12 protein-coding genes and 1 pseudogene are annotated in these 13,774 nt (G+C 43.2%); 12 read left to right on the top strand and 1 reads right to left on the bottom strand.

The window, feature by feature from the left end; translation table 11 throughout:
* Positions 1–76 precede the first annotated feature (76 nt).
* The 8 genes and pseudogenes from FE296_RS15560 to FE296_RS33395 all read left to right on the top strand — a co-directional run.
* Positions 77–1,165 (top strand): acyltransferase, encoded by a 1,089-nt coding sequence (locus tag FE296_RS15560; RefSeq protein ID WP_190945256.1) that lies wholly within the window; start codon positions 77–79, stop codon positions 1,163–1,165.
* 166 nt (positions 1,166–1,331) lie between these two features.
* A complete protein-coding gene (locus FE296_RS15565) occupies positions 1,332–1,892 on the top strand; it encodes a DEAD/DEAH box helicase family protein (protein ID WP_124116345.1) in 561 nt (186 codons plus the stop codon).
* A gap of 56 nt (positions 1,893–1,948) precedes the next feature.
* Positions 1,949–2,254 (top strand): hypothetical protein, encoded by a 306-nt coding sequence (locus FE296_RS15570; RefSeq protein ID WP_124116346.1) that lies wholly within the window; start codon positions 1,949–1,951, stop codon positions 2,252–2,254.
* Positions 2,255–2,478: 224 nt separating this feature from the next.
* Positions 2,479–3,321 (top strand): BglG family transcription antiterminator LicT, encoded by an 843-nt coding sequence (gene licT, locus FE296_RS15575; RefSeq protein WP_074095537.1) that lies wholly within the window; start codon positions 2,479–2,481, stop codon positions 3,319–3,321.
* Positions 3,322–3,488: 167 nt separating this feature from the next.
* Positions 3,489–5,426, top strand: coding sequence for a beta-glucoside-specific PTS transporter subunit IIABC (locus FE296_RS15580; protein WP_150365531.1), 1,938 nt, complete (start codon positions 3,489–3,491; stop codon positions 5,424–5,426).
* A gap of 446 nt (positions 5,427–5,872) precedes the next feature.
* Positions 5,873–7,786 carry a beta-glucoside-specific PTS transporter subunit IIABC gene (locus tag FE296_RS15585; RefSeq protein WP_124116348.1) on the top strand — a complete coding sequence of 638 codons (1,914 nt, stop codon included), beginning with the start codon at positions 5,873–5,875 and terminating at the stop codon, positions 7,784–7,786.
* A gap of 34 nt (positions 7,787–7,820) precedes the next feature.
* Positions 7,821–9,263 carry a 6-phospho-beta-glucosidase gene (locus FE296_RS15590; RefSeq protein ID WP_150365532.1) on the top strand — a complete coding sequence of 481 codons (1,443 nt, stop codon included), beginning with the start codon at positions 7,821–7,823 and terminating at the stop codon, positions 9,261–9,263.
* A 311-nt stretch (positions 9,264–9,574) separates the two neighbouring features.
* Positions 9,575–9,652, top strand: a pseudogene (locus FE296_RS33395) (RidA family protein); the annotation flags it as partial.
* 119 nt (positions 9,653–9,771) lie between these two features.
* Here the strand turns inward: FE296_RS33395 and FE296_RS15600 are convergent.
* On the bottom strand, positions 9,772–10,932 hold the full coding sequence (locus FE296_RS15600) for a S8 family peptidase (protein ID WP_150365533.1): 1,161 nt from the start codon (positions 10,930–10,932) through the stop codon (positions 9,772–9,774).
* A gap of 211 nt (positions 10,933–11,143) precedes the next feature.
* Here FE296_RS15600 and FE296_RS15605 point away from each other — a divergent pair, with 211 nt between their 5' ends.
* The 4 genes from FE296_RS15605 (at position 11,144) to FE296_RS15620 (ending at position 13,630) form a co-directional block, all read left to right on the top strand.
* Positions 11,144–11,674 (top strand): GNAT family N-acetyltransferase, encoded by a 531-nt coding sequence (locus FE296_RS15605; protein ID WP_223868900.1) that lies wholly within the window; start codon positions 11,144–11,146, stop codon positions 11,672–11,674.
* A gap of 44 nt (positions 11,675–11,718) precedes the next feature.
* Positions 11,719–12,177, top strand: a complete 459-nt coding sequence (locus FE296_RS15610; RefSeq protein ID WP_124116351.1) for an SMI1/KNR4 family protein — start codon at positions 11,719–11,721, stop codon at positions 12,175–12,177.
* A gap of 72 nt (positions 12,178–12,249) precedes the next feature.
* The gene (locus tag FE296_RS15615) at positions 12,250–13,110 is read left to right on the top strand and encodes a Cof-type HAD-IIB family hydrolase (protein ID WP_190945258.1); all 861 of its coding nucleotides are present in this window, start codon (positions 12,250–12,252) and stop codon (positions 13,108–13,110) included.
* Positions 13,111–13,447: 337 nt separating this feature from the next.
* Complete coding sequence (locus FE296_RS15620) at positions 13,448–13,630, top strand: YjfB family protein (RefSeq protein ID WP_124116352.1); 183 nt, start codon at positions 13,448–13,450, stop codon at positions 13,628–13,630.
* Positions 13,631–13,774: the final 144 nt, after the last annotated feature.

Consider the following 13,774-nt stretch of genomic DNA (forward strand, 5'->3'; position numbering starts at 1 on the left):
GATTAAAATGAAGCATAGAATCTGGATTGCGGCCGGAAACTATCATCCCATATCAGGCACAAGTGAGGTTATCTTTATGAATCAACCGGTTAATCGGCCCCGGCGTATTGAGTATCTGGATCTCTATCGTGCTTTTGCCATTATGGCAGTGGTAGCGATCCATGCGACTTCAACAGCAGTTGCGCATTACCCCAAGAATACATTAGATCATGATGTGTATTATTTCTGGAACACGTTTTTGCAATTTGCCGTTCCAGCGTTCCTGTTTCTGTCATCCCTGGTTTTGTTCTACAACTACAGCTCCAAGCTGAATGAGAAGGGTTGGATGCTCGCTTTTTATAAAAAGCGTTTATTCTATGTATTTGTACCCTATGTGGTGTGGTCCCTTATCTATTTTGCCATTAAACAGTTGCTTGCAGGCAAAGAACCTTTGACCCATGGTGTTCAATTTGCCAAACAATTAGTGATGGGAACCGCTCATACGCACTTGTACTTTTTTCTGATTATTCTTCAATTTTATGTCGTTTTTCCATGGCTTCTGTCCTTTACACGCCATCGTTTGTTTAATCGTTATTTGCCATTATTCTTTATTGCGGGTCAAGCGATCTTTTATGCACTACATTTGCAGTTTCACTTCGAACGGACAGGAAGTTTGTTACCCAGTTATCTGATCGTGATTGGATTTGGCGCATGGGTTGGGCTGAACTTTGAGTGGGCATTAAAGAAACTGTATACTCACCGTTATGTGCTCATAGCTGCGTTGTTAGGTGGAGGTGCCATTTTTATATATGGTAATGCTTATATCAAAACCGCTTTTGCTGCATATCCGGTGGTAACCTATACCGTGCTGTTCCTGTTCCGAAATTTGTTTACCTTGTCAGCCTGCCTGCTTCTGCTGATCTTTAGTGAACGATTGGGCGCAGGAAAACATACTGAAGTTCGTAAAGCTACGCATGTTCTGGATTCCTTGGGTACAGTTGCGTTTGGTGTGTTTTTAATGCATCCCCTCGTACTGCTCTTCTGGAGACGTGAATTTACAGATGACCTGGCTCGGCACTTCAGCGTGGGTATCATCCTATCTTATGTTGTTGCTCTCCTGATCTCATGGATCTGCGCAATGGGATTGCGACGGATGAAGTGGGGATGGGTCCTGATTGGACGTTAATTAAAATAAAGATATGCCATTTAAGAAAAGAGTTTTCAAGCCCTCACGCATTGAGGGATTCACTTGAAACCTCTTTTTTATTTGCACTAAAGGAGGTATCATAGAGTTTAATGTCCATAAAATTGAATTAATGGAATGAACACTACCTTGTCAGGAGTGATCGAAAATGAAATTAGTGATTATTTTTGGCCCACAGGCTGTGGGCAAGATGACGGTGGGGCAAGAGCTGGAGAAGATAACAAAGCTAAAATTGTTTCATAACCACATGACAATTGAATTGGTGTCTCCTTATTTCAGCTATGGCACACCACAAGGTAAAAGACTGGTGAGTCTGTTCCGTCAGGAGATTTTCGAAGAAGTGGCGAAGAGTGACCTGCCGGGTTTAATTTTCACATTTGTATGGGCTTTGGACGCGGAGTCAGATGGTGAATACATCCGTAAGATCAGTGAGTTGTTTACATCTCAAGGGGGTCAGGTCTGTTATGTGGAATTGGAGGCCGATGCATCGGAAAGACTAGAGCGCAATAAAAGTCCGCATCGTCTGTTACATAAACCAACAAAGCGTGACATTGCGTGGTCTGAGCGAGATTTGCTTGATACGATGAAGCAATATCGACTGAACTCGGAAGCGGGAGAAATCACGCATGAACACTACATAAGGATTGATAACACATACAAGAGCCCAGACGAGGTGGCAAAGTTAATTCAGGAACGATTTAATTTGTAATCTGAGAAACGTCTATCTTAGCAAAGTAGATACTTATATGGGAGGGGCATTACATCATGTACTTTGTTATATTTTTGCTCATAGGTCTTGTTTTATGTTATCTGCTCCCATTTGGCCCAATAGTGGCCGGGGGTATTATTTTTGCACTCGTTGTGGACCAATACCGCCAGACGATGCATATGCGTGAAGATATCCGAGACATCAAGAATCATCTGGGACTAATGAACAAAGGCGAGGCGCAAGAGTACGAGTTGGATAAAGAATACACTCAAGTTGATCGTTTGGATTCAGAACAGATGGACATGATTAATCGAAGAATTGAAGCGGAACTGGAGAAAGAAAGCAAAAACAATAAACCGTGAATCCCTGTAAAATAATTCTTGATTTGCTCACTCCTGTGAGTATATATACCTAGATCGGGAGTCATGCTAATACGATATTAACTTTATGTTGCACTGTGTAGAAATTTGTAATATTATGAGTGAAGCGCGTACAACATATCGGGTTGTAACTGTTGAATCAGGCAAAGCCGTATACCTTGAGAAAAGGGATTGGTTTGTCTTTTTCTGTATATTGGAGTGATAAAGTGAAAATCGAGAAGGTGCTGAACAATAATGCTGTAGTTGCGATGAATGACGAACAACAGGAAGTTATTATCATTGGCCGGGGGATTGCTTATCAGAAGCGGGCGGGTGATATGGTTTCCGAGCAGCATATCGACAAGATATTTACTTTACAGAATGAAGATATTCAGGAAAACTTCAAGGCATTAATCTCAAGCATTCCATTGGAATACATGAAAGTATCCGAGGAAATCATCGCTTACGCCAAGCTAAAACTTGGCAAGAAATTAAATGAGAGCATCTACTTACATCTCACAGACCATATTCACTTTGCCATTGAGCGGTATCGTAAGAATCTGCCCATACGCAATGGTTTGATCTGGGAGACGAAGCAGTTATACAAAGAGGAATACGAAGTCGGAATGGAAGCGCTCAATATGATCTGTGATCAGTTTGGTGTGATCTTGCCCGAGGACGAAGCCGGTTTTATGGCACTTCACTTTGTCAATGCAGCGTTGAATGAGGAAATGCCCAACATCAAGAGTATGACGCAGGTCATGCAAGAAATCTTGACAATCATCAAGTATCATTTCAAGATTGATTTTGATGAGAACTCACTGACATTTTATCGCTTTGTGACGCATTTGAAGTTTTTCGCCCAACGTTTGGTGAAGGGAAAACATTACAAGAGCAACAACGATGATGAACTGTTCCTGATGATTCAGAAAAAGTATCCGGCAGCGCACAAGTGCTCGGAGAAAATCAAGAAATTCATTGAAAGCAACTACACGTATCAACTAACTGACGAAGAATTGATGTACTTAACGATCCATATTGAGAGAGTTGTGAATGCAACTTCTGAATAATCCCATAGATCAGCTTGCAGGGTTGCAACCACTAGGGCAAAACCTGAACGCTTGAATGACAGAACATACCGTTAACCGGATGTTCCATACATTCAGATGTTCAGGTTTTTTTATTCTCTCCAATATGCTTCGAATCCGTGTCTAGCCAGAAAGGAAGAAAAGACTTCATGAAACACGAGCAATTAGCCAAGGACATTCTGTCTGGCGTTGGTGGTAAACAGAACATTAACAGCGTGGTGCACTGCGCTACCAGACTTCGTTTCAAATTAAAAAATGACAATAATGCGAAAACAGACGAACTCAAAAATCTGTCTGGAGTCATAACGGTAATGCAAAGCGGGGGGCAATATCAGGTAGTCGTGGGTAACGAAGTGTCTGATGTGTATAAAGCCTTGTTACAGGTGGGTAATATGAATGCGGATGAACCGGTCTCAAGTGATGATTCAGAATCTTCCGGTAAAAAAGAGAGTCTCTTGGGTCAGTTTATCGACTTGATCTCAGGTGTATTTACACCAATTCTCGGCTTGCTTGCTGCAACAGGGATGATCAAAGGTTTCCTGTCCATGTTTACTTCTCTCGAATGGCTGGACCCGGCTTCAGGAACATATCAATTGTTGAATGCTGCAGGAGACTGTCTGTTCTACTTCTTCCTAATCTTCCTGGGTTACACAGCTATGAAAAAATTCGGTGGATCTCCATTCCTGGGGATGGCCATCGGAGCATCACTTGTATATCCGACCTTATCCGGTCTTAGTGGTGGGGAACCGCTCTATACGCTGTTTGCAGGCACATTGTTTGAATCACCGATTCATATCACGTTCCTGGGTATTCCCGTTATCTTGATGAGTTATTCCTCATCCGTAATCCCGATTATTATTGCTGCTTATTTTGGAGCAAAGGTAGAAGCATTCTTCAAAAAGATCATTCCTTCTGTTGTGAGAACGTTCCTCACGCCATTCTTTACCATTCTGATTGTTGTACCTGTGACATTCCTCTTGATTGGTCCAATCGCAACATGGGCAAGTCAGCTGATTGGTGCCGGGGTATCGGGCATCTATGACTTGAGTCCGTTGGTGACTGGTATTGTTGTTGGTGGATTGTGGCAAGTATTGGTTATCTTCGGGTTACACTGGGGTATCGTACCAATCATGTTGCTCAATCTGTCCACTCTGAAAGCAGATCCGATTCTGGCGATGATGTTTGCTGCTTCTTTTGCTCAGATTGGTGCCGTTCTTGGGGTTATGCTTAAAACGAAAAATACCAAACTCAAATCACTGGGTGTTCCTGCCTTTGTGTCAGGGATTTTCGGTGTAACTGAGCCTGCTATTTATGGTCTTACTTTGCCACTGAAAAAACCATTTATTATGAGTTGCATTGCTTCTGCAACCGCTGGTGGTATTATTGGCTTTGCAGGTTCCAAAATGTTTGTATTTGCTTCAGGAATCTTTGGTGTTCCAGCGCTGATTAGTCCCACAGAGGGGATTAACTATGAATTCTGGATGGCCATGATTGCCACTATCATTGCTTTTGTACTAGGTTTTGTTCTCGTTTATTTTGTAGGATTCAAAGATCCTGCTAATCCGGAGGCTGCCAAACAGGCTCCAGAGCCAGTAAAAGAAGAGAAGGCTGCACTTGAGCCTAATCCAAACAATCGTTACGAAATTGCCAGCCCAATGACGGGTGAGGTGGTTCCTTTGCAAGAAATTAACGATGCTACATTTGCTGGTGAACATATGGGTAAAGGGATTGCTATTCGTCCAACCAGTGGGAGAGTTGTATCCCCGATTAATGGTGTGGTACAGACGATTTACCGTACCAAACATGCGATTGGACTTGTAGATGATCAAGGTGTAGAGATTCTGATCCATATTGGTCAGGATACGGTACAGCTCAAAGGTCAACATTTCACTGCCCATGTGAAAGATGGAGATCGTGTGAGTGTTGGCGATCTGATCGTTGAATTCGATCTGCAAGCCATTATTAAGGCGGGTTATGAGACCGTAACACCGATTATTGTAACTAATACGGCTGATTATTTGGACGTGGTTGCTACAACAAATCGTGAAGTGCAAGAAAAGGATAAATTGATTACGGTTATTGGTTAATTCTGCGTTAGTGCGTATTTATAAATGTGAACGTTAAGCTATATAGAGGCCACTTCGATGCTTTCGAAGTGGTCTCTTTCTTTTCATTTTCGGTCACTCAAATGTATTTGTGAATTTAATAAAAATAAGTGTTGCAAACGTAGTTCAGATGTACTATGATGAGTTCAAGAAGTAAGCGCATACATTAATCGGGTTGTAACTGTTCAATCAGGCAATGCCGATCATCCTCAGTTCAGAGGATATGGAGTGCAACTTACTTTCGTTATCCAAATAATTAAATATCAATGTGTACAGCCTTACAGGGTTGCAACCGTTAAGGGCAAAACCTGAATTGCTGAATAACACGACTGATTTCCGGACGATCCGGTACGTTGTGTATGTTCAGTGGTTCAGGTTTTATTTGTTTCAAAAGTCATGGGGAGTCTACTTAGAGAGGGAGAATTGCAATGAGCAACTACGATCAATTGGCTAAGGACATTCTGTCACGTGTAGGTGGTCGCGAGAACGTAAATAGTGTATTCCATTGCGTAACAAGACTGCGGTTTAAACTGAAAAATGAAAGCGTAGCCAAAACGGAAGAACTTAAAAATCTGCCAGGTGTTATAACCGTCATGCAAAGTGGTGGACAATATCAGGTTGTTATCGGCAACGAAGTGCCGGATGTATATAAAGCAGTTGTTAAAGTAGGGAATTTCCCAAGTGAAGGACAAGTTGAAGAGGAAACGGACAACTCAGGCAAAAAAGTAGGGTTGTTCAGCCGATTTATCGACATGATCTCAGGTGTGTTCACACCATTACTCGGTTTGCTGGCTGCTACAGGTATGATTAAAGGTTTTAACGAGATGTTTGTATCTTTTGGCTGGATAACTCAGGATTCCGGAACGTATCAGTTATTAAAAGCAACGGGTGACAGCCTGTTCTATTTCTTCCCTATTTTCCTGGGTTACACAGCAATCAAGAAGTTTGGAGGATCTCCATTCCTGGGTATGGCAATCGGTGCATCTCTCGTTTATCCTACATTGGGCGGCCTCAAGGCAGGAGATCCACTATACACATTATTTGCAGGTACATTATTTGAGTCTCCTATCCACATTACGTTCCTGGGTATGCCGGTTATCTTGATGGAGTACTCTTCATCAGTTATTCCGATCATTATTGCCACATTCGTAGCTGTGAAATTAGAAAGATTCTTCAAAAACGTTATTCCAAAAGTAGTAAGTACATTCCTTGTACCATTCTTCACTCTGCTTGTTATCGTGCCTGCAACATTTTTGGTCATTGGGCCGATCTCCACATGGGCAGGACAATTGATTGGTGCTGGTGCAACAAGCATTTATGAATTAAGCCCTATTGTTACAGGGTTGGTTATCGGTGGATTGTGGCAAGTATTCGTATTGTTTGGACTCCACTGGGGACTGGTTCCAGTCGCACTTCTCAATCTTAGCACGATAGGTGCAGATCCAGTTATAGCAATGTCGTTCGCTGCTTCTTTTGCTCAAATCGGTGCTGTACTTGCTGTGTTGCTCAAAACTAAAAATACAAAACTCAAAACACTTAGTGTTCCAGCATTTATCTCCGGTATATTTGGGGTAACTGAACCTGCCATCTATGGTGTTACGCTTCCATTGAAAAAACCGTTTATCATGAGCTGTATTGCTGGGGGTATCGGAGGCGGTATTCTTGGGTATGCAGGTTCGAAATTATATATGATTGGCGGACTCGGGGTATTTGGATATCCAACGTTCATCAATAAAGAAACAGGTTTGGATTCGACGTTCTATATGGCCATCGTTGCAACACTGGTTGCATTTGTTCTTGGTTTTGTCCTGACTTATGTCGTTGGATTCAAAGATCCGGTGGAAAAAGTAGCTGCACCTGCACCAGTACTTGATCCAAATCCGAACAGCAGATACGAAATTGTAAGCCCAATGGCTGGTGAAGTTGTTGCACTGAACGAAATTAATGACGTAACGTTTGCAGGAGAACATATGGGTAAAGGGATTGCAATTCGTCCAACCAGTGGTAGAGTGGTATCTCCAATCACAGGTGTCGTTCAAACCGTATATCGTACCAAACACGCCATTGGTCTTGTAAGCGATGATGGTGTAGAGATGCTGATCCATATTGGACAGGATACGGTAAAGCTGAAAGGTGAACATTTTACAACCCATGTGAAAGATGGAGACCGTGTTAACGCAGGTGACCTGATTGTTGAGTTTGATCTGCAAGCCATTAAGGATGCAGGGTATGAGACGGTTACACCGATCATTGTGACTAATACTTCAAATTATCTGGACGTTGTAGGAACAAAAGATGCATCTGTTCATGAGAAAGATAAATTGATCACGGTTTTAAGCTAATTCAAACTAAGGATGGTTAAGGAGGAACTCCTCAATGAATGAAAAGTTTACAGCCTTCCCGGAGAATTTTCTCTGGGGAGGAGCAACCGCAGCGAATCAATTGGAAGGTGCTTATCTGGAAGGTGGCAAAGGTTTAACAACTGTAGATCTGATTCCGATTGGTGCCAATCGATGGAATATTGCTCTGGGTAACCTGGATTCGTATGAGCCAAAGGCAGGAGAATTCTATCCTTCACATGAAGCCATTGATTTCTATCATCGATTTAAGGAAGATATTGCGTTATTTGCAGAAATGGGATTTAAGTGCCTCAGGCTTTCCATAGCCTGGGCACGGATTTTCCCTAATGGCGATGAAGCGGAGCCAAACGAAGCAGGCTTGCAATTTTATGATGATGTCTTTGATGAGTTATTAAAATACAACATTGAACCTGTCGTGACGATCTGCCATTTCGATGTACCTGTACATCTGGTCGAGACTTACGGCGGTTGGAAGAATCGTAAGATGATTGGTTTCTTTGAGAAATATGCGACGACGCTATTCAATCGATACAAGAATAAAGTGAAATACTGGATGACGTTTAATGAAATCAACATGTTGCTGCATCTCCCGTACATTGGAGCGGGTATTGTTCTGCAGGATGATGAAAACAAAGATCAGGTCCTGTATCAGGCAGCACATCATGAATTGGTAGCGAGTGCACTTGCTGTGAAGGCCTGTCACGAGATCATTCCGGGTGCTCAGATTGGTTGTATGTTAGCCGCTGGAATGGTGTATCCATACAGCTCTAACCCGGATGACGTGTGGAAGGCTATAGAGAAAGACCGTGAATCATTCTTCTTCATCGACGTGCAGTCGAAGGGAGCATATCCGGGTTATACAAAAAGATTTTTCAGAGAAAATGACATTTGGATTGAAATGCAACCGGAAGATGCAGATATCTTGATGCAGAACACGGTCGACTATATCGGTTTTAGCTATTACGCAAGCCGGTGCACCAGTACGGACCCTGAGATTTTGAAAGATTCGACAGAAGGCAATGTATTTGGTTCGGTGAAGAACCCTTATCTGCAAGCTTCTGAGTGGGGATGGACTATTGATCCCAAAGGACTCCGTATTACATGTAATCAGCTTCATGACCGCTATGGCAAACCGTTGTTTATTGTAGAAAATGGACTTGGGGCAACCGATGTGTTGTCAGAAAATGACTCCGTTGAAGATGACTATCGCATCGAATATTTGAATAGTCATTTTGCCGAGATGGCTGAAGCGATTCAAGATGGTGTCGAGCTCATAGGTTACACAAGCTGGGGACCGATTGACCTGGTCAGTGCGGGTACCGGAGAGATGAAGAAACGGTATGGCTATATCTATGTAGACAGAAATAACGATGGTACGGGTACACTTCGCAGAGTGAAAAAGAAGAGTTTTCACTGGTACAAAGATGTCATTGCGAGTAATGGCGCACAATATTTCTGATACAAGGTGTCCGACGTTAAAAAATAAACAAAGAGCAGTCTCGTTACTACGGGATTGCTCTTTGTTTATTAGGGGATGAATTTGAACCTTGATGTGGCTTTCAGATAACATAAAGAAATGAAGAAAATCTTGTCACTTAAGAAGGGAGGAGCACCCACTCATGAAGAAAAATCACTTACGTTTATATCTTCGGGATATGGATACTCCACTGCTGTCTTTTTCTAGAATCTATTCCAAGGGTGAAGTCTGCCCAAAATAGGAAGAAAACAGGAAATAACGCAGAAAAATCTTAAGAATGATGAGGAATCCAGATGACGATTGGATATATTACGGCGTTAGGTCTGCCAGAGATTAAAATTGAAATAGAGCTTTGGGCAGCAAAAGTGTAACATTAATACTTTTTAACCAAACGAAGGAGCATCTTACTTACAGATGCCCCTTCGTTTTTTAATTTGTGTAAAAATGGAAGGGATATGCCTGTGTGCAATCATGAGTGATAGTAGGTGTATTATGGCACCTGCAAGCTCTGATAGGCATTGAGTCTTCCATACGTCCAATAGATTCCAGAGCCTGATACCGGATCGGAAGCGAAGCATAGCGCATCCCGAATCTGGGCATTGGTTTTCCCGCGTGCAGCAAGAAGTGCAGCTACTCCGGCCACATGTGGGGCTGCCATAGATGTTCCGCTCAGGTAGGCATAGGAACCACCCAGATAGGTGGATAGGATGGTATCTCCTGGTGCAGCCATATCAACCCAGGAGCCATAGTTGGAGAAATTGGATTTGAGATCGGAAGGATTGGTTGATGCGACAGCAATGACGTTGGGATACGATGCGGGTACGATCGGGAATGAAGTGTTGTCGTTGCTGGCTGCAGCGATAATTACGGCTCCACGATCCCAAGCATACTGCACGGCAGCTTGGAGGAAAGCGTCTCCCATCGGACCACCAAGACTCAGGTTAACAACCTGTACACCGTTATTGGCAGCATAGACAAGCCCGTTACCGACATTACCTACCGTTCCTTGCCCGTTGTTATCCAGTACCCGGAGCGGAACGATGGATGCGAGTGGTGCAGCCCCTGCGATTCCCACACCATTGTTGGTAACAGAAGCAGCGATCCCGGCAACATGGGTACCATGTCCGTTCCCGTCTTCAGGGATATTATCATAATCAACATAATCGTAACCGGGGAGGAGCTTGGAAGCCAATTCTGGGTGGTTCAGCTGTACACCGGTATCGATAATGGCGATTTTGACAGAGCTGTTACTTTGAGTAATGTCCCATGCAGCGGGTGCATTGATTTTGGACAGGTTATACTGATAAGGAAAGAATGGATCATTGGGAGTGAAGGATGCCTCAACCAGGTAATTCGGCTCTGCATGTTCAATAAGCTCATGATCTTTATAATGTTTCAGCATTCGGTGCATTTTTTTGCGGGATTCCACACGGTACCAACCCAAATCCTCGTATGTCTCAGCGACTTTACATCTCCCTTTTTTGTGAAGGGTGTGCATCTCATCTTCCGTTGTCCCTTCCTTGAATTTGACTAATAGCTGCTTGGGGGCATGAGGGTGAAACTTGCTCTCGGCACGTTGGTCCAGATAACGATACACGATCACAATGATTGCTAGCAAAATGAAACCAAAAACACCTAACCATAACCACATGAGCGTTTCTCCCTCCAATATGGATTGTGACACGCCTTATCGTATGCGAACTCTATCAGACTGTGTGGGCACTTTTTCAATTTGGTTAGTAGTGTAGATAGATTGATAGGAGGGGACAAATTCGGTAAGATGAGATGAAGAGAGCCGATCTGGCATGAAGAAGGATCAAGGAAATGCCTAGAGATAGCTCCCAATATAGAGGAGAAGGAACGTGGATCTTTTGACACAACTTCAGAGTATACCGACAGTAACACCAGTTCAGGCACACCAGATTCATGATGCCATTGATTTTGCCATGCGTGTACGTAGAGAAGTGTTTCCTATGATGGATCACACGAGGTTACCTGTGGACTTCGAGCAGTTCACAGAACATTATCTGGACTCCGATGGATCGATCTTTCTTGTTGCAATGATGGGGGATGCGGGCATCGTCGGAACGATTGGAATATTACCATATGATGGACGTATTCAGGCCGTAGACGGTCGATATGCAGCCCAGTCCGCAGCCGAAATTGTGAAATGTTATGTAGATCCTGCGTATCGCAGATACGGCATTGGTTCCATGCTGGTCAAAGAACTGGAGAATGTGGTGAAGGACATGCACTATACTACACTCTACTTGCATACACATCGCTTCTTGCCCGGAGCTGTAGATTTCTGGAAACGCCAAGGGTTTACGGTTATTGCTGAACAGGACGATGACTGGCAGACCGTACATATGGATAAGTTGGTCTGTAGGTAATCATAACCAAATGACATTACGATGGTATTGGAGGAGATCTATCCATGTATTCAAGTCTGATTGAGAAACTGGAGCATACCGAGGCTATACGCTGGTTCCCGAATCATCAAGTTCAAGAGAGTTGGATTGTTGAAGTTGAACAAGAGTTGGGCTTTTCGTTACCCCCATCCTATCGCTGGTGGCTTCTGAATTATGGTCAAGCGCTGTTAAGCGGAACAGAAATTCTGACGATTACATCTTCAGAACACCGAGAGTATACGGATGCTGACATTTTGTATAGATACCGACTTGCTGATGAAGACGCAAAGAAGGAAGGAAAGCTGGAGCTGTTTGTACCGGACGAGGATGAATATTACTACTTTGATACACGGATGGCTGATCACCTTGGGGAGTACAAAGTGATACGTTTAGATTACTTTAATGGGGAACCTGAAGTATACGCGGATTCTTTTGCCGAATTTTTGGAGAAGTTGATTGATCAGCGAACACCTCGCAATCGGTAATTTGGTGTAAAGAACAATGCCTGTTGGCACTCGGTGTTACATAGAAAACATAACATAATGGGGGCTAGGCAGATGAACGAAATGAAGCGAAAAATTGTATTTATTGATATTGACGGTACCTTGGTAGATGATGACGGAAACATTCCGTTGTCGGCACAGAAGGCTTGCAAACAGGCTCGTGAAAATGGACATCTGCTCTATTTATGTACAGGTCGCTCCAAGGCAGAGATCTATGATTCCATCTGGGATGTCGGATTTGACGGTTTGATTGGTGCAGGTGGGGGCTATGTGGAGTTTGGTAAGGACGTGCTGTATCACAAAAGGGTGACAGCGGGAGATGTACGTCATATGGTCGATTTCTTCAATGAACATGAGATTGACTTCTACCTTGAATCCAACTCAGCTCTGTATGCAAGTAGCAATCTTCAACCTCACTTGGAACGCCGCATCTATGGTGATGTGGAGAATGATCCTGTAGCCAGAGAGAAGAAGGAATTGAAGCCACACCCGTTTATTGCTGGATTGACGTATGGAGAGAGCGACCTGTACAAGGATGACGTGAACAAAGTATGTTTCTTGGAAAGTTCGGTGATCCCATTTGAGCGAATCAAGCAGGAGTTTGAAGGCAAATTCGAAGTCATTCAGTGTACGGTGCCGATCTTTGGTGAAGGAAGTGGTGAGCTAATGATCCCTGGCATTCACAAAGCTATTGCAATCGCCGATCTGCTGAAGCATCTGGACATGTCGCAGGAGGATACATTCGCCATCGGTGATGGCATGAATGATGCCGAGATGCTGGAGTTGTGTAACGTCGGCATTGCCATGGGCAATGCTAAGCCAGGTCTGAAAGCCATTGCAGACGATATTACTGGCACAGTTGAGGAAGATGGATTGTATCATAGTTTTGTGAAGTATGGATTGATTGAGGGGTAAGTAAACTTATATACGAGTATATAAAGTGAAATAAAACAGGCAACTCCTGAATAGGCAGTTGCCTGTTTAGCATGTGTTTATTTCATAATTCCGGACAAGACCCAGTAGATCAATATACCGAAAGCTCCAAGGCAACCACCGCATAGTAGTGTGAAAAGGACAACAAACTTTTTTCCATTCAGGATCTTCTCTCCCAAATTCGTTAAACATAACAACTAGAACAATGAAGTCTGCTTACATGTAAGTAGAGTTGTGTTGTTTACTCAACATTTGATCCCCGCTGTCCGATATAAATTAAGTACGCCCAAATGATAAGATAGAGAAAGGAGTGAAGATCATGGATATTGCAGCATTATCAATGGCAATGAGCCAAGCTTCAGTCGTACAGTCGGCAAGCTTGCAAGTGATGTCAATTACCAAAGACATGGCACAGCAGCAAGGCCAGCAGATGACGGAAATGTTGAAGTCTGTGCCTGCTCCTCATCCCAATCTGGGTGGAAATCTCGATCTTTCGGTTTAGTTGATATTACAGCATGTGTTTTAATGTAACACCCATTGCAGCAAGCAAAACCCAACCCGCTCCAATTCGAAAGAATTGAAGCGGGTTGGGTTGTTTTTTTCGATAGGTAAGTTCAGGCCGTTAATTCCAGACTCACTTCAGATC

The organism is Paenibacillus sp. UASWS1643 (assembly GCF_008693195.1).
Classification (GTDB): Bacteria; Bacillota; Bacilli; order Paenibacillales; family Paenibacillaceae; genus Paenibacillus; species Paenibacillus amylolyticus_B.